Annotated in this window: 14 protein-coding genes; 9 read left to right on the plus strand and 5 right to left on the minus strand. The window is 63.1% G+C overall.

Annotated features, from left to right (window positions below; genetic code table 11):
• Positions 1–62: 62 nt before the first annotated feature.
• From LV28_RS27635 to LV28_RS49245, 4 genes are read right to left on the minus strand one after another with little or no spacing between them, the layout of a single operon-like run.
• Positions 63–992, minus strand: a complete 930-nt coding sequence (locus LV28_RS27635) for a metal ABC transporter solute-binding protein, Zn/Mn family (protein WP_023594230.1) — start codon at positions 990–992, stop codon at positions 63–65.
• 11 nt (positions 993–1,003) lie between these two features.
• Complete coding sequence (locus LV28_RS27640) at positions 1,004–1,816, minus strand: metal ABC transporter permease (RefSeq protein WP_048806744.1); 813 nt, start codon at positions 1,814–1,816, stop codon at positions 1,004–1,006.
• A 47-nt stretch (positions 1,817–1,863) separates the two neighbouring features.
• Entirely contained in the window at positions 1,864–2,643 is a 780-nt protein-coding gene (locus tag LV28_RS48980) for a metal ABC transporter ATP-binding protein (protein WP_048806449.1), read from the minus strand.
• Positions 2,640–2,762 (minus strand): hypothetical protein, encoded by a 123-nt coding sequence (locus LV28_RS49245; protein ID WP_255315185.1) that lies wholly within the window; start codon positions 2,760–2,762, stop codon positions 2,640–2,642. Before LV28_RS49245 ends, LV28_RS48980 begins: the two co-directional genes overlap by 4 nt.
• A gap of 1,015 nt (positions 2,763–3,777) precedes the next feature.
• Between LV28_RS49245 and LV28_RS27650 the strand changes: the two genes are divergently transcribed.
• The 4 genes from LV28_RS27650 to LV28_RS27665 are packed head-to-tail and all read left to right on the plus strand — an operon-like array spanning position 3,778 to position 8,989.
• Positions 3,778–5,700 carry a PrkA family serine protein kinase gene (locus LV28_RS27650; protein ID WP_023594235.1) on the plus strand — a complete coding sequence of 641 codons (1,923 nt, stop codon included), beginning with the start codon at positions 3,778–3,780 and terminating at the stop codon, positions 5,698–5,700.
• 15 nt (positions 5,701–5,715) lie between these two features.
• Complete coding sequence (locus LV28_RS27655; protein WP_023594236.1) at positions 5,716–6,978, plus strand: YeaH/YhbH family protein; 1,263 nt, start codon at positions 5,716–5,718, stop codon at positions 6,976–6,978.
• 47 nt (positions 6,979–7,025) lie between these two features.
• On the plus strand, positions 7,026–8,570 hold the full coding sequence (locus tag LV28_RS27660) for a SpoVR family protein (protein WP_023594237.1): 1,545 nt from the start codon (positions 7,026–7,028) through the stop codon (positions 8,568–8,570).
• Complete coding sequence (locus LV28_RS27665) at positions 8,570–8,989, plus strand: VOC family protein (protein WP_023594238.1); 420 nt, start codon at positions 8,570–8,572, stop codon at positions 8,987–8,989. Before LV28_RS27660 ends, LV28_RS27665 begins: the two co-directional genes overlap by 1 nt.
• Positions 8,990–9,113: 124 nt before the next feature.
• Here the strand turns inward: LV28_RS27665 and LV28_RS27670 are convergent, their stop codons facing one another.
• Complete coding sequence (locus tag LV28_RS27670; RefSeq protein WP_023594239.1) at positions 9,114–10,484, minus strand: GGDEF domain-containing protein; 1,371 nt, start codon at positions 10,482–10,484, stop codon at positions 9,114–9,116.
• 891 nt (positions 10,485–11,375) lie between these two features.
• On the opposite strand from LV28_RS27670, the gene LV28_RS27675 reads away from it, so the two are divergent.
• The 5 genes from LV28_RS27675 to LV28_RS27695 all read left to right on the plus strand — a co-directional run bounded on the left by LV28_RS27675 (position 11,376) and on the right by LV28_RS27695 (position 16,400).
• A complete protein-coding gene (locus tag LV28_RS27675; RefSeq protein ID WP_023872309.1) occupies positions 11,376–12,110 on the plus strand; it encodes an ABC transporter permease in 735 nt (244 codons plus the stop codon).
• A gap of 80 nt (positions 12,111–12,190) precedes the next feature.
• On the plus strand, positions 12,191–13,075 hold the full coding sequence (locus tag LV28_RS27680) for a glycine betaine ABC transporter substrate-binding protein (protein WP_023872308.1): 885 nt from the start codon (positions 12,191–12,193) through the stop codon (positions 13,073–13,075).
• A 34-nt stretch (positions 13,076–13,109) separates the two neighbouring features.
• Positions 13,110–13,757, plus strand: coding sequence for an ABC transporter permease (locus LV28_RS27685; protein ID WP_023594242.1), 648 nt, complete (start codon positions 13,110–13,112; stop codon positions 13,755–13,757).
• Complete coding sequence (locus tag LV28_RS27690; protein ID WP_038618808.1) at positions 13,754–14,953, plus strand: osmoprotectant ABC transporter ATP-binding protein OsmV; 1,200 nt, start codon at positions 13,754–13,756, stop codon at positions 14,951–14,953. Before LV28_RS27685 ends, LV28_RS27690 begins: the two co-directional genes overlap by 4 nt.
• Positions 14,954–15,161: 208 nt before the next feature.
• Entirely contained in the window at positions 15,162–16,400 is a 1,239-nt protein-coding gene (locus tag LV28_RS27695) for a mechanosensitive ion channel family protein (RefSeq protein WP_024788623.1), read from the plus strand.
• Positions 16,401–16,442: the final 42 nt, after the last annotated feature.

The following is a 16,442-nucleotide window of genomic DNA, read 5'->3' on the forward strand; positions in this document are numbered from 1 at the left end:
GTGGCGGGGCCGGTGTATGGTGCACGCATTATACCGCGTGCACCGTCGGGGACGTGCGAGGACTAGCGGTTGTCCTTCATCGCCGCGGCCAGCGCGCGAATGTTGTGCTGGAACAACTGAAGGTAGGTCGACGCTTCCGGATTCTGCGACAGGGCGTCGGAATACAGCTTGCCGTCGACCGTGACCCTGGCGTCTCGCGCGATGCGCTGCACCAGGCGCGGGTTCGAGATGTTTTCCATGAACACCGCCTTGATGCCGGTGCGGCGGATCACGCGAATCAGGTTGGCCACGTCCCGGGCGCTCGCTTCGCTCTCCGTCGACACCCCTTCCGGTGCGAGGAACCGGATGCCGAAGCGCTGGCCGAGGTAGCCGAAGGCGTCATGCGAGGTCAGCACCACGCGGCGCGACGCGGCGATCGGTGCCAGTTGCTTGTTCGCCCAGGTAATGAGGTCGTCGAGCGCGCCGCGATAGTTCCTGGCACGATCGGCGTAATACGTGGCGCCGGCCGGATCGGCCTGCGACAGCGCCGCGGCGATGTTGTCGACCATCGTTTTCACGCGCTCCGGATCCTGGAACATGTGCGGGTCGGATACCGTGTGGCCCTCGTCGACCATCGTGCGGGGCTTGAGGCCCTTGGTCACGGTCACCAGCGTGCCGGGATAGTGGCTCGACTTCATCAGACGCGGCAGCCAGCCCTCGAAACCCAGGCCGTTGACGAAGAAGAGTTTCGTACCGGAGATTTTCGCCACGTCCGCCGGGGTGGGCTCGTAGACATGGGTGTCCTGATCGGGGCCGACGAGCGTCGTGACATCGACCCGGTCGCCGCCGACCACCTTCACGATGTCGGCCAGGATGCTGAAGCTCGCGCCCACGGGCAGGCGCGTATCCTGCGCGCGGGCCGGGCTGGCGAGGCTCAGCGCGAGGGCGACCATCGCGGCGAAGAACCCTGCGCCCAGCCACGATTTGCCGCCCGTTTTACCCAATCCGAACATGTTTTCCTCTCTTAAAGCGCGGGGGCCTTCGCAGCGGATGCGCCGCCCGACGAAATCAGCAGGGCGCCCAGGTAGGCGACTCCCGCCGTCAATACGATGGCCGGCCCGGAAGGGCAGGCCAGGTAATACGACATCAACAGGCCGATCACGCTCGACGCACTGGCTATCAGCCACGCCACGAGGAGCATGCCCGGCAACGTGCGGGCGACGAGCCGCGACGTGGCCGCCGGCAGCATCATCAGCCCGACGGCCATCAGCGTGCCCATGGCCTGAAAGCCCGCAACGAGGTTCATGACCGTGAGCACCGTGAAGCCGAGGTGATACCGCATCACGGTCTTGCCGCGGCTCTGGCCGAGGAACGTCGGGTCGGCGCTGTCGAGCACGAGACCGCGATAATGCCACCCGAACCACAACAACGTCACTGTCGCGATCGCGGCCACCAGGATCAGCGACGGGTCGTCGACCGCCAGCACCGAGCCGAAGAGCAGGTGCATCAGGTCCACGCTGTTGCCCCACTTCGACACGATGACCACACCGCCCGCGAGCGCGAGCAGGTAGAAGCCGGCGAACGAGGCGCCCTCGTCGAGCCGCGTGCGGCGACTCGACAGGCCGGCGAGCAGCGCGACGAGCAGACCCGCCACCATGCCGCCGCCGGCCATCCACGGCAGCGACAGGCCACCGATCAGATACCCCACGGCCGCCCCGGGCAGCACGGCATGCGAGAGCGAGTCGCCCATCAGGCTCATGCGGCGAAGCAACAGGAAGACGCCGACCGGCGTGCAGCCGATCGACAGCGCCAGGCTGCCGACGAGCGCGTGCCGCATGAAGTCGAATTCGGCGAACGGGCCGACCAGCCAATCGAGCAGTGCAGTCACCGTCGATCTCCCCGCGTTGCCATGATCGACGCATCCGGGGCCGCGGCGCGGGCCGCGCGCGCCGTGTAGCCGCCCGCGCCGGACAGCGCGACGGCGGCACCGCCGGCCGCGCGTTCGCCGGACGGAAAGGCGCCGTGCAAACACGCCGCCGGCGCACCCGACGAGACCAGTCGGCCGGCCATCACGGCCACGTGCGCAAAGCGCTCGAGCACCAGTGGCAGGTCATGCAGCACCGTCACCACCGTGCGACCTTCGTTGCGCCATTGATCCAGCAAGGCCAGCAACAGTTCCGCCGACGGTACGTCGATGCCGGTCAGCGGTTCGTCGAGCAAAACGATCGGCGCGTCCTCGACGATCAGCCGGGCGAAGCGCGCACGCTGCCATTGCCCCCCGGACAGGACTTCCAGCGGCTGGGTACACCGGTCGGCGAGACCGACGCGCGCCAGGGCGTCGTGAGCCCGTGCGAATTCGTCGCGGCCGAGGCGGCGTGCGTCGCCGGTGCGCCGCCACGTGCCGGTGAGCACGTACTCCTCGACGCACATTGGAAACCGATGGTCCGTTTCCGGTCGTTGCGACAGATAGGCCACCGGCCCGTCGCTCACGATCCTGCCCCGCGACGCCTTCTGCAGTCCCGCCAGCGCGCGCAGCAAGGTCGTCTTGCCCCCGCCGTTGGGGCCGACGACGGCCGAGAGCACGCCGGGCGCGAACGTGACGTCGACCCCCTCGAGCGCCGCATTGGCGCCGAAATGCACCGAAAGATCCTGACAGCCGATCACGACGCGACTCCCAGCAGCGCCCAATAGACGAGCGCCCACATCGGCAGGAGCACGAGCAACGTCAATGCGGTGCGTTCCCAGCCGGCAAGACGGTATAGCCAAACGGAAAAACGAATCATGGAGGCGGCGGGCGATGCCCGGACACAGTTTGCAACTGTGTAATAAATGCAACAAAGTTGCATTATTGCACGAAATGAACCGGAAGCGGTGATGGCGCGGGAGTGCCGGGGCGACACAGGGCGTTACACAATCAACGCAGCACATTTCGGCGAACCGGCGTAACATGAGTTCACGCACGATCGACTGGCACGCTGTTCGCTTCATTCCAGAGATCGGCAATATGCAAGGTATCGATGCGACGGTGGCATGGTGCGGTGCCGCGGCCCGGCCGGAACCTCTGGCAGGCACGGGCGCGAAGCGCGACATCCATGGCCGATTCGTCCCGTCCGGTACGATTTCGCCGAGGAGGTTCGCCCGTTCAGACATCCGGCAATCGTCGACTTTCCGCCTGCGTCCGTCGGGTGCCGCACCCGCCGCCCGCACGACCTTCGCGACCTCGCGCCGTCGCGATGCTTCGTCAGGAACGCCCTCCGTCATGCGCCCACGTCTTCGCGTTCGTCGACGTCGTCGGGCCCCCCACTTTTTTCCGCAGAATACGATACGACGCTCATGGGAAAATCCGTCAAATACATAGGATTCCGTAATGAATTGCGCGTATGAAAAATCGGTGGTGCGTGCAGGCAAACCCGAGTGCGCAATGCGTGGGATGGTGCTTGAAAAAACGCTCGAATTTCGACGCAACGGCATGGCCGTGCGCAATGCGTAGATCGTGCAAGAACCCTTGTGGAATGCGGGTTATCGTGGAGGCCTAGAGATGCGGAAAATATCTAGCGACAGTTTTTTTGTTTTGAGCATATGATGAGTTAACGGTTGCAATTTTCGGTAGCGCGTTTAAAGTCAACCTAAACGGATTTTGAGTCGTTCATGTGAGGGAGGGGACAGTGCGAATGGTTTCGCAATCGTCGCTCCGGCATGCAGTGAGCCAGGTCGAAACCATTGCGCAGTCATCCGGGTCTTGGGTAACAGGGCGGGCATCGCGTTGTGATGCTTTCCGATGAAGCGGGGGTGAGGCATATGGATATTTTCAGCCACTACACGACACGTTTCGAAGCACGCAGGGAAGAGGAATACAGCATCCAGGAATACCTGGAGATCTGTAAGAAGGATGCGACGGCATATGCGACGGCCGCCGAGCGCATGCTGCGCGCCATCGGTGAGCCGGAGCTCATCGACACGCACCACGACCCGCGACTCTCGCGGCTGTTCTCCAACAAGATCATCAAGATCTATCCTGCCTTCCGTGACTTCTACGGCATGGAAGACACGATCGAGCAGATCGTCTCGTTCTTCAAGCACGCCGCGCAGGGCCTCGAGGAGCGCAAGCAGATCCTGTATCTGCTGGGGCCCCCGGGCGGCGGCAAGTCGTCGCTGGCCGAGAAGCTCAAGGCGCTGATGGAAGACGTGCCCATCTATTGCCTGAAGGGATCGCCGGTGCACGAGTCGCCTCTGGGTCTGTTCTCGCCCGAGGAAGACGGCAAGATTCTGGAAGAGGACTTCGGCATTCCGGTGCGGTATCTCAATACGATCCCGTCGCCGTGGGCCACCAAGCGCCTGAACGAATTCAACGGCGATATCACCAAGTTCCGCGTGGTGAAGGTGCGGCCGTCGGTGCTGCAACAGATCGCCATTGCCAAGACCGAACCGGGAGACGAAAACAACCAGGACATTTCGTCGCTGGTCGGCAAGGTCGACATTCGCAAGCTCGAGGAATATCCGCAGGACGACCCGGACGCGTACTCGTACTCCGGCGGCCTGTGCCTGGCCAACCGCGGCCTGCTCGAGTTCGTGGAAATGTTCAAGGCGCCGATCAAGGTGCTCCACCCGCTGCTCACCGCCACGCAGGAAGGCAACTACAAGGGCACGGAAGGGTTCGGTGCGATTCCGTTCGACGGCATCGTGCTAGCGCACTCGAACGAAGCGGAGTGGCAGAGCTTCAAGGGCAACCGGAACAACGAAGCTTTCCTCGACCGGATCTATATCGTGAAGGTGCCATACTGCCTGCGCGTGACCGACGAGGTGAAGATCTACGAGAAGCTCGTGAAGAACAGCTCGCTCGCCAATGCGCCGCGCGCGCCGAACGTGCTCAAGATGCTGGCGCAGTTTGCCGTGCTCACGCGACTGAAGGAGCCGGAGAACTCGAACATCTTCTCGAAGGTGCGCGTCTACGACGGCGAGAACCTCAAGGACATCGATCCGAAGGCCAAGTCGTATCAGGAATACCGCGACTACGCCGGCGTGGACGAGGGCATGACGGGCATGTCCACACGCTTCGCCTTCAAGGTGCTCTCGAAGGTGTTCAACTTCGACAACACTGAAGTGGCGGCCAACCCGGTGCACATGTTGTATGTGCTCGAACAGCAGATCGAGCGCGAACAGTATCCGGGCGAGGTCGAGAAGCGATACCTGGCTTATATCAAGGAATACCTGACGGCACCGTTCGTCGAGTTCATCGGCAAGGAAATCCAGACGGCCTATCTCGAGTCGTATTCCGAGTACGGCCAGAACATTTTCGATCGCTACGTGAACTTCGCCGATCTCTGGATTCAGGATCAGGAGTATCGCGATCCGAACACCGGCGAGATTCTCGATCGCACGGCGCTCAACGACGAACTGGAAAAGGTCGAGAAACCGGCCGGGATTACCAACCCGAAGGACTTCCGCAACGAGATCGTCAACTTTGTCCTGCGCGCGCGCGCCAACAACGCGGGCAAGAATCCGCTCTGGACGAGTTACGAGAAACTGCGCGCGGTCATCGAGAAGCGCATGTTCTCCACGACCGAGGACTTGCTGCCGGTGATCTCGTTCAACGCGAAGTCGTCCAAGGAGGATCAGGAAAAGCACGCGAACTTCGTCAACCGTATGGTGGAAAAGGGCTATACCCCGAAGCAGGTTCGCCTGCTCGTGGAATGGTATCTGCGCGTGCGCAAATCCTCGTAATCCATCGGGGCCACTATGTCAGCAATCATCGACAGACGGCAAAACGGCAAGAACAAAAGCGCCATCAACCAGCAGCGTTTCATCAAACGCTACCGCGAGCAGATTCGTCGCGCGGTCGCGAAGGCGGTGGGTGGGCGCAAGATTACCGATATCGATGGCAGCGGACAGGTCTCGATCCCGGTCAAGGACATTTCGGAACCGTTGTTCCACCACGGGCCCGGCGGGCGGCGGGAGATGGTGCATCCCGGCAACCGCGAGTTCGTGGTGGGCGACAACTTCGAGCGTCCGCCATCGGGCGCGGGTGGCGGCGGCAGCCGCGCCAGCGACTCGGGAGAGGGCGAAGACGATTTCGTCTTCAACCTCTCGCGCGAGGAGTTCCTGAAGTTCTTCTTCGAGGACATGGCCCTGCCGGACCTCGCCAAGCGCCGGCTCGCGCAGATTCCGGAGTTCCGCAAGGTTCGCGCGGGCTATTCCATCGACGGCACGCCGTCGAACCTCAACGTCATTCGTACGATGCGCAGCTCGCTCGGCCGCCGCATCGCGCTCACGGCGCCGTATCGCAAGCAGTTGCGCGAACTGGAAGCCGAGTACGCCGACGTGGTCTCGCGCGAGGGCGATACGTCGCCGCGCGCCCTGGCCCTGGCGCACGAGATCACGCACCTGCGCACTCGCGTCGAAGCGATTCCGTACATCGAGAAGCTCGATCTGCGCTACTCGAACCGGATCATGCAGCCGCGACCGCAGGCGCAGGCCGTCATGTTCTGCCTGATGGACGTGTCGGGCTCGATGGACCAGAGCCGCAAGGATCTGGCCAAGCGTTTCTTCATGCTGCTCTATCTGTTTCTGCGGCACAACTACGAGCGCATCGACCTGGTGCTCATTCGCCATCACACCACCGCGAAGGAGGTCAACGAGGACGACTTCTTCTACGCGCGGGAATCGGGCGGCACGGTGGTGTCGAGCGCGCTCAAGCTGATGACGGAAATCATCGCCGATCGCTACTCGCCGAGCGACTGGAACATCTACGGGGCGCAGGTCTCCGACGGCGACAACTGGGACGGCGACTCGCCCATCTGCCGCGACATCCTCAACCAGACGATCATGCCGGCCGTGCAGTACTTCGCCTACGTGGAGGTGGCGAGCGCCGAGCCGCAGAATCTGTGGAACGAGTATCTGTCGGTCAAGCAGCAGCACCCGAATTTCGCGATGCAACGCATCATGGAAGCGGCCGAAATCTACCCCGTGCTGCACGACCTGTTCAAGAAGAAGGCGGCCTGAAGGCGGTCGCCGCGTCGACGACGCAATGCGGGCAACGAGGACGCATCATGGCCTATATATCCACCGGATCGGAATGGACGTTCGAGCTGATTCAGCGCTACGAGCACGAGATCGCACGCATTGCGAAGGATTTCAGGCTCGATACGTATCCGAATCAGATCGAGATCATCACCGCCGAGCAGATGCTCGACGCGTACGCGACCGTAGGGCTACCCATCGGCTATCACCACTGGTCCTACGGCAAGCATTTCCTGTCGTCCGAGCGAGGCTACAAGCGCGGACAGATGGGGCTCGCTTATGAAATCGTCATCAACTCCAACCCCTGCATCGCGTATCTGATGGAGGAGAACAGCATGACCATGCAGGCGCTCACCATCGCGCACGCCAGCTACGGTCACAACTCGTTCTTCAAGGGCAATTACCTGTTCCGCACGTGGACCAGCGCCGACGCGATCGTCGATTACCTGCTGTTCGCGCGCAACTACATCACGGAGTGCGAGCAGCGTTACGGCGAGCAATCGGTGGAGTTGTTGCTCGACTCCTGTCACGCGCTCATGAATTACGGCGTGGACCGGTACAAGCGGCCGAAACGGCTGTCGCTCGCCCAGGAGCAGGCGCGCCAGAAGGAGCGCGAAAACTATCTGCAGATGCAGATCAACGACCTGTGGCGCACGCTGCCGAACCATGCGCTTCACGATGACGACGACGACGACGGCCTCGATCCCACGGAGTCGGAGGAGCCACCGTTCCCCGGCGAACCGCAGGAGAATCTGCTTTATTTCTTCGAGAAGAACGCCCCGAAGCTCGCTCCGTGGCAGCGTGAGATCGTGCGCATCGTACGCAAGCTCGCGCAGTATTTCTATCCGCAGCGCCAGACCAAGGTAATGAACGAAGGTTGGGCGACGTTCTGGCATTACACGATTCTCCAGCAGCTCTACAAGGAGAAGCTCGTCAACGACGCCTTCATGATGGAGTTCCTGCACGCACACACGAACGTGGTGTACCAGCCGTCGTTCGACAGTCCGTACTACAGCGGGCTCAACCCGTATGCGCTGGGCTTCGCGATGTTCCAGGACATCCGTCGCATCTGCGAGGCGCCGACCGACGAGGACCGTCGCTGGGCGCCGGATATCGCGGGCAGCGACTGGCTCACCACGCTCGACTTCGCCATGCGCAACTTCAAGGACGAGAGCTTCATCCAGCAGTTCCTCTCGCCCAAGGTCATCCGCGACCTGAAGCTCTTCTCGGTGCTCGACGATGATCGCGACAGTCGCCTGCGCGTGACGGCCATCCACAACGATTCGGGGTATCGCGAGATTCGCGAGATGCTCGCGCAGCAGTACAACCTGAGCCAGCTCGAGCCGAACATTCAGGTCGCGCATGTCGATCTGCATGGCGACCGTTCGCTTACGCTGCGCCACGTGCAGAGCGATCGCCGTCCGCTGGACGAAGGTTTCGAGGAAGTGCTCAAGCACGTGGCACGGCTTTGGGGCTTCACCGTACGGCTCGAGACGGTATTCGAGGATGGCCGCAGCGAAATGACGCACGAGACCAAGGTCGAGAAGCGGCGGCGCTACGCACTGAGCGCGTGATGAAGATTCCGTTTGTCGCGCTCGATCACGTGGTGCTGCGCACGAACGACGTCGCCCGCCTCGAGCACTTCTACATCGACGTGCTCGGCTGCACGCGAGAGAAAGTGCAGGCCGACATCGGCCTGGTGCAACTGCGAGCCGGCGACGCGCTGATCGATCTGGTCGACGTGAACGGCGCGATCGGACGTCAGGGCGGCGCGGCGCCCGGGCCGGAGGGGCGCAATCTCGATCACTTCTGTCTGCGCGTCGAGCCGTTCGATGCCGACGCAATCCGTCGTGGGCTCGCCACGCACGGGGTGACGCTGGGAGAGGTGGTGCAGCGCTACGGTGCGCACGGGGAAGGGCCGTCGTGTTACCTCAGCGATCCGGACGGCAACGTCGTCGAACTCAAGGGGCCGCCGTCGCCTCACCAGCGCTGACGCTCGGGTGCCATCGCCCCCACGGGAAATACGCTTCGCACGGGCCGCTCGAGGACTGGCGGGGTTGCGCCCCTTGTGCCTGCGTCCGTTGCTGCCGCAGCGCCCGTTGGCCCAGCGGTGATGGCTACGCCGCCATCTGCTGGCCCAGCACACTCTGGTCGCGCCCCTTGTGCTTGGCCTGGTAGAGCGCCTTGTCGGCCTGCTCCAGCATGGCACTGATGACGAGCGGCTCGCCCGGCTGCCATGACGCAATGCCCACGCTGATGGTAATCGCCTCGCCTTCGTCGCGGGCCTTGGCGGGAAGCAGGTCGGTACTTGCCCGCTTGACCGACTCGCGAATGCGGTCGGCGACGCGCAGCGCCGCGTGCTGGTCGATTTCCGGCAGGACCACCGCGAATTCCTCGCCGCCAAGTCGCACCGCGAAATCGCTCGGCAGCCGGATGCAATGCTGAATCGTGGTGGCGATGCGCTGCAGGACGGTGTCGCCGAACGGGTGTCCGTAGCGATCGTTTACCTGCTTGAAGAAATCGATGTCGATCAGCAGGACGGACAGGGGGATTGCGCGTTGTTGCACGCGGTCGGCCACCAGCCGAATGCGGTTGTCGAAGTAACGACGGTTATAGATGTGTGTCAGCGGATCGATGAAGACCTTCTCGACGAGATCGGTGTTGGTGAGCGCGAGCGACTGGTACTGACGCGTGATTTCCCACACGAGCGCGAGCGTGGCCACACCAGGCGAAGCCAGCGCGAGCAACCGCGCGGCATACCATTGATACGACGCCTCGCTCGGCGCCGTGAGCGAGAGCAGCAACTGGCACAGCGAAATGGTGACGACCACCCATACGAGCAGGAAAAGCTTGTGGGACAGGCGTGTCACTGCCGCCACGCGCCACCACAGGGCCACATACGTCGCGAAGAGCGCACCGAGCGCCAGTGTTTCGACATCGATGCCCGCGGCAAGATGCGGCGTGACCAGCGTGCGTCCGGCGCCGACGAGCGACAACGACACCACTATCCAGATGACGAGGACCGTTGCTCCGTAACGCGCCGCCTCCGTGTAGCCGGGGCGCGTATGCGGATCGCCGCGGGTGCGCGTGTAGCTTCGTACGCTGAGCATGACGTAAGCCGCGAAGCTGGCTTCGGCCATCAACCACAGCCAGAACGGCGCGCGCGTGACATGCGAGGCGATGCCCGCGAGCTGGTTCGCCAGCAGCACGCCTTCGGTGAACATGAACAGGCCGCGTAGCAAAAACGCGCATCCGAATTGCGCGAAGTAACGCTTGCCGTTGTAGAGGTATTGCACGCCGAGCAGGCATGCTGTCGACAGATTGAGAATGCCGCCGGCCGAGACGAGGAAGAAGGTCAGCAGCGGATTGACCGTGCCTTCGAGCGCACGCGTGAGGAACCCCGCGAGGGTGAGTGCGGCGCATGCGACCAGAATGGTGGTCGCGGCAATGCGATTGCCCTGTTCGGTACGGCTGATGGTACTTTTCATAATTGTTATTCGCCAATCAACGACCTCGTGCCTCGCGCACGATCGCGCTTTCCCAGCCTTCAACCCGCGCGTCGCGACTGGCCGCAAGGTCGTTGCCTCGCGTTACCGCCGCGTTTCCCCGATTTGCGCTAAATAGTTGAAAACTAAGATAAACCTCGGAGAATACACGAGTTTTTCGGCGTCCGCATCCGTTTCGAACGGCGAGTGGCCCTTTCCCGTTTCGGCCTCGTGGTCATGCGGATTTCGGCGCATTTCGAGGCGTGTCGGAACCCCTCGAAAGTGCGTCGGCATCCTGTCGGAAAATAATTCACTGCGGCACGGTGGACCGCTATGCGGAACCATGAAATTGAAGATTTCGGGACACAGGTGTGTCGCCGCGCGTCGATCCGCCCGAGGCCAGGCATCACGGGGGATTCGAGCGTGTGCTATTGATTCGGTGTCCGATTCATATGTGAAGATGGGGCGTGTAAGCGTGTGTAAATGCACCGGATCCCTCGCGAAAAGCGTGCTACGGGTTGGCATCGACGCACTATCTGTACTAGAATAAAAAAAGCCAATCGCCGAGATTGGCCAATAGAAACAAAAGCGTTGCCGGTGTTCCTCGTTGCGCCGGCGACCCGTTCCATCACGCAATGAGCTTGTGCAGTAAAACATTCGCGCGCTTTCAATAAGTGTGCACCGAGAGGCCCAGGCGCCCACGGCGTCGAAAGCTCGTCTCTCATGTCGCATTCGCGACGCCTGGTTCGTCACCGTTGTCTTTCACAGACCTTCGGAGCGAACACTTCACAATTCGCAAGGCAGCTATCAGTTGTCATGCTTGTTTGACCGCGTTGTCACGCGGGGCGATTGCTATTGCCTCGCGCCAGCGCTGCCAACCCATTCAAAGGGAGCATGAACGTGGCGAAGCAGTATCGCATTCTCTATCTGGCCGGCTTCGGACTGCTGGGCGTCGTCGCAGCAGTCGCCGGTCTGGTGTATTGGCTGGGCGTGGACGCGCTCGTCAAATACCGGGGCGACCTGGTGTACTACACCCAACAGCACCTGAAGCTCGTGGCGATATCGATGACGATGGCCATCGTCGTCGGCGTGCCGGCGGGGGTTCTGATCTCGCGGCCGATGTTCGAGAAGCATGCCGAGCGCGCCGTGCAGATTTTCAACATCGGCAATACGCTGCCCTCGCTCGCCGTACTGGCGCTGTCGATGGCGGTGCTGGGCATCGGCGATCGCCCCGCCATTCTGGCGTTGTGGCTGGCCTCGCTGCTGCCCATCGTGCGCAATGCGTACGAAGGGCTGCGGCAGGTGCCGCCCGCCTTGCGGGAATCGGCGCGCGGCATGGGCATGACCCCCGCCCAGGTGCTGTTTCGCGTCGACTTGCCCAACGCCATGCCGGTCATCGTCGGCGGCATTCGCACCGCGCTCGCGATCAACGTCGGCACCGCGCCGCTCGCCTTCCTGATCGGCGCGGACAGTCTGGGACAACTGATCTTCCCGGGCATCTATCTGAACGACCAGACCAAGCTGCTCCTCGGCGCCGCCGGGACCGCCTTGCTCGCGCTTGTGCTCGACGGCATCGTCGCCTTCGCGAGCGGTCTCTGGTTCGCACGTCACGGTGCGCCCGCGCGCTGAGACAAAGGAGACCTACCCCTATGCAACAGTCGAATTCCCAAATGCGCACGGGCGCGCTCTCGCGTTTGTGCTCGCGCTGGATGCGCCGCCTCGGCATGGCCTGCGTCGGGCTCGGCGTCATGGCCGCAAGCGCGACCGCCGGTGCCGCCACGCTGACCATCGGCGGCAAGAACTTCACCGAACAGTTGATCCTCTCGGAGATGACGGCCCAGTACCTGCGTAGCAAGGGCTACGACGTCGAACTCAAGAACGGCCTGGGCAGCGTGGTCATGCGCCAGGGCATGGAGAGCCATCAGCTCGACATCGTCTGGGAGTACACGGGCACGTCGCTGATCGTCTACAACAAGGTCACCGAGAAGCTTGACCCGCAGCAAACGTATGAACGCGTGAAGGCGCTCGACGGCAAGATCGGCCTCGTCTGGCTCAATCCGTCCACGCTGAACAACACTTACGCGTTCGCAATGCCGGGAAAGATCGCGCGCGAGGAAGGCGTGGAGACGGTGTCGCAGCTCGTTGAGAAGTTCCGTGCCGATCCGAAGATGCAGTTTGCGTTCGACATGGAGTTCGTCGGCCGCTCCGACGGACTGGAGCCGATGGAAAAGCTCTACGGCTTCCATCTCGAGCGCCGCAACATCAAGCAGATGGATCCGGGTCTGGTCTACACGGCGCTGAAGAACGAGCAGATCGACGCAGGTCTCGTTTATACGAGTGACGGCCGCAACAAGGGCTTCGATCTGAAGGTGCTTGCCGACGACAAGGGATTTTTCCCGGCATACGCCGCCACGCCCGTCGTGCGCCAGGAAGTGCTCGACGCCAACCCCAAACTCGCCGACGAACTCAACGCGCTGTCCGCGAAGATCAACGACGAGAACATGCGCGACATGAACGCGAAGGTCGACATCGACCATCAGGCCGTGTCGCGTGTGGCAAGCGACTTCCTCAAGCAGGAAGGCCTGGTGCAGTGACGCCGCACCGCATGCGCAACGACTGAGGAGTCCCATGATTGAATTTTTGACACATAACTGGCACCGCATCCTGACCCTCACGGGGCAGCATGCGTGGCTGGTGGCCGCTTCGGTAGGCGCGGCCATCGTGGTCGGCGTGCCGCTGGGCGTGCTGGTCACGCGCTTTCGCTGGCTCTCGGGCCTGGTGCTCGGGCTGGCGACGGTCGTGCTGACCATTCCCTCGATTGCCTTGTTCGGGCTCATGATCCCCGCACTGTCGGTCTACGGCATGGGCATCGGGCCGGCGCCGGCAGTCGCTGCCGTCTTCCTGTATTCGCTGCTGCCGATCATGCGCAACACGAGCCTCGCGCTGCGTCAGATCGAGCCGAGCATCCGCGAAGCGGGCATCGGCATCGGCATGACGTTCTGGCAGCGCCTGCGCCTGGTCGAACTGCCGCTGGCCGTGCCGGTGGTACTGGGCGGCGTGCGCACCGCCGTCGTGATGAATATCGGCGTGATGGCCATCGGCGCCATCGTCGGGGCCGGCGGTCTCGGGGTGTTGATCACCCAGGGGATCAGCCAGAGCGATACCCGACAGCTTGTCGTGGGTGCGGTCATGGTGAGTCTGCTCGCCATTGTCGCCGACACCTTGTTGCACCGCCTGCAGCGCGTGCTGACACCGAAAGGAATCCGAACCGTATGATTACACTCGACAATCTCACCAAAAGCTTCGTCCAGAAGGACGGTACGCCGGTCACGGCCGTGAATTCGGTCAGCCTCGAGGTGCCGCCGGGCGAGATCTGCGTCTTCCTCGGCCCGTCGGGCTGCGGCAAGACCACCACGCTCAAGATGATCAACCGGCTGATCAAGCCGACCTCCGGGCGCATTCTGCTCAACGGCGAAGACACGGGCAACATCAACGAAATCGAGCTGCGCCGTCACATCGGCTACGTGATTCAGCAGATCGGTCTGTTTCCGAACATGACCATCGAAGAGAACATCACTGTCGTCCCGCGTCTACTTGGCTGGGACAAGAAGCGCTGCCGCGAACGCGCGACCGAGCTCATGGGCATGGTCGCGCTCGATCCCAAGCGCTACCTGTCGCGCTATCCGCGCGAGCTCTCCGGCGGTCAGCAGCAGCGCATCGGCGTGATCCGCGCGCTTGCCGCGGACCCGCCCGTGCTGCTGATGGACGAGCCGTTCGGCGCCGTCGACCCGATCAACCGCGAGTCGATTCAGAACGAGTTCCTGCAGATGCAGCGTCAGTTGGGCAAGACCGTCATCATGGTCAGCCACGATATCGACGAGGCGATCAAGCTGGCCGATCGCATCGCGATCTTCCGCCAGGGACGGCTGGTGCAATACGCGCAACCCGACGCGTTGCTTGCCCGTCCGGTCGACGAGTTCGTCGCGAGCTTCGTGGGACATGACCGAATTCTCAAGCGCCTGTTGCTGGTGCGGGCGGAAGATGCCGCCACGCCGCTGCCGACCGTCAAGCCGCAGACCCCGCTGTCGGAAGCCTACGGCATGATGGACGAGCTCGATACGCGCTCGCTGGTCGTGGTGGACGAGAATGCACGTGCGCTGGGTTACGTTGCCCGCAGGGACACGCGTCACGCACAGGGCACGTGCGGCGAGCGGGTGCGTGACTTCAAGGCCTCTGCCGTGGCCAATGACAACCTGCGCGTGTTGCTCTCGCGCATGTATGAGCACAATCTGGCATCGTTGCCGGTGCTCGGCGACGATAATCAGTACCTCGGCGAGGTGACGCAGGACTCGATCGCGGACTACCTGAGTTCCGGCAAGTCGCGCGGCAATGGCGGCGGCACGATCACGCCCCCGTCGCTGCCGGGCGCGCCGAACGTGATCGCGAGCGTACCGTTCGGTGCGTCGGTGTAAGCTAGCGCCCTCGATGAAGGACCGATGAAGCACCCGTTGCCGGTTGCAGGATTCGGCAGCGAGCGGGATGGATGTACCGGCGATGCGCCCGGCCAAGTGTCCGGGGGCACGTCGGCAGGTTTGTGAATGACGGCCCGATGCGGCCGTCATTTTGCGTTTGCCTGCCCGTCCGGGCGGGCGGTGGCAAGGCGTGGCAAGGAGTGCTGGAATGACGTGGGAAGGAATGTTGGCGTGGCTCGACAACGTACCGTGGGCACGGCTGGCGGTGGCGTTGACGATACTGTTGGTGGTGGCGTTGCTCGTGCAGGCCCTGGCGCAGTACCTGATCGTGCGCGTCGTGCGCCTCGTGGTGCAGCGCACGGCCAATCGCTGGGACGATGCGCTGCTCGCTCACCGCGTGTTCCAGCGGGCGGCGCACATCCTCCCGTACCTCGTGATCCAGTTCGGGATTGCGTGGGTCCCGGATCTGCCGCCCAAGGCTGTTCTGCTGATCAGCAACATTGCGCTGGCCACCACGCTCCTTTACGCGACATTGACCATTGCCGGAGCCCTCGATGCCGCGCAAACGGTCTATGCCCTGTCGGAACATGCGCGCACACGCTCGATCAAGGGGTACGTGCAGCTAGGCAAGATCGCGCTGTACGTGGTGGCGGCGATCGCCATCGTGGCCACGGTCATCGACCGCTCGCCGTGGCTGCTGCTCTCCGGCCTGGGCGCGATGTCGGCGGTGCTGCTGCTGGTGTTCAAGGACACGATCATGTCATTCGTGGCTAGCGTGCAGCTGACGTCGAACGACATGCTGCGCGTCGGTGACTGGATCGAGATGCCGCAGGTCGGCGCGGACGGCGACGTGGTCGACATCGCGTTGCATACGGTGAAGGTGCAGAACTGGGACAAGACGATCACCACGATTCCGACGTGGCGTCTGATTTCCGAGAGCTTCCGGAACTGGCGCGGAATGCAACAGGCGGGCGGCCGTCGCATCAAGCGGACGCTGTGCATCGACGCCGGCAGCGTCGGATTCCTCGACGACGCGGAGATCGCGCGACTGTCCCGGCTGCATCTGCTCGAGCCGTACCTGATCGAAAAGCGTCGCTCGATTGCCGACGCGAACGCTGCGCTGGGCGTGGCTGCCGGCGTACCGGCGAATACCCGTCGCTTGACGAACATCGGCACGTTCCGCGCTTATGCGCTGGCGTATCTGAAGGCGCACCCGAACATCCACGAGGGCATGACCTGCATGGTGCGCTCGCTGGAACCGTCGTCGACGGGTATCCCCGTCGAACTGTATTGCTTCACGAACACGACTGTCTGGGCGGAGTACGAACGCGTGCAGGGCGATGTGTTCGATCACCTGCTCGCGATCCTGCCCGAGTTCGGCCTGCGCATGTACCAGAACCCGGCCGGTGCCGATTTCGCGCGCTGGCAGGCGCAGCGCGCGGCGTGAGCGGCGCGGCGTCGGCGGTGCGTTGCCGACGCCTGCGCGGCA

This window comes from Pandoraea pnomenusa, from assembly GCF_000767615.3.
Classification (GTDB): domain Bacteria; phylum Pseudomonadota; class Gammaproteobacteria; order Burkholderiales; family Burkholderiaceae; genus Pandoraea; species Pandoraea pnomenusa.

What these genes read in the sequence shown, in the direction of transcription:
- LV28_RS27635 (WP_023594230.1), bottom strand. Translation starts at nt 992, where the DNA reads ATGTTCGGATTGGGTAAAACGGGCGGCAAATCGTGGCTGGGCGCAGGG.
- LV28_RS27640 (WP_048806744.1), bottom strand. Translation starts at nt 1,816, where the DNA reads ATGCGGCACGCGCTCGTCGGCAGCCTGGCGCTGTCGATCGGCTGCACG.
- LV28_RS49245 (WP_255315185.1), bottom strand. Translation starts at nt 2,762, where the DNA reads ATGATTCGTTTTTCCGTTTGGCTATACCGTCTTGCCGGCTGGGAACGC.
- LV28_RS27650 (WP_023594235.1), top strand. Translation starts at nt 3,778, where the DNA reads ATGGATATTTTCAGCCACTACACGACACGTTTCGAAGCACGCAGGGAA.
- LV28_RS27655 (WP_023594236.1), top strand. Translation starts at nt 5,716, where the DNA reads ATGTCAGCAATCATCGACAGACGGCAAAACGGCAAGAACAAAAGCGCC.
- LV28_RS27660 (WP_023594237.1), top strand. Translation starts at nt 7,026, where the DNA reads ATGGCCTATATATCCACCGGATCGGAATGGACGTTCGAGCTGATTCAG.
- LV28_RS27665 (WP_023594238.1), top strand. Translation starts at nt 8,570, where the DNA reads ATGAAGATTCCGTTTGTCGCGCTCGATCACGTGGTGCTGCGCACGAAC.
- LV28_RS27670 (WP_023594239.1), bottom strand. Translation starts at nt 10,484, where the DNA reads ATGAAAAGTACCATCAGCCGTACCGAACAGGGCAATCGCATTGCCGCG.
- LV28_RS27675 (WP_023872309.1), top strand. Translation starts at nt 11,376, where the DNA reads ATGAACGTGGCGAAGCAGTATCGCATTCTCTATCTGGCCGGCTTCGGA.
- LV28_RS27680 (WP_023872308.1), top strand. Translation starts at nt 12,191, where the DNA reads ATGCGCCGCCTCGGCATGGCCTGCGTCGGGCTCGGCGTCATGGCCGCA.
- LV28_RS27685 (WP_023594242.1), top strand. Translation starts at nt 13,110, where the DNA reads ATGATTGAATTTTTGACACATAACTGGCACCGCATCCTGACCCTCACG.
- LV28_RS27690 (WP_038618808.1), top strand. Translation starts at nt 13,754, where the DNA reads ATGATTACACTCGACAATCTCACCAAAAGCTTCGTCCAGAAGGACGGT.
- LV28_RS27695 (WP_024788623.1), top strand. Translation starts at nt 15,162, where the DNA reads ATGACGTGGGAAGGAATGTTGGCGTGGCTCGACAACGTACCGTGGGCA.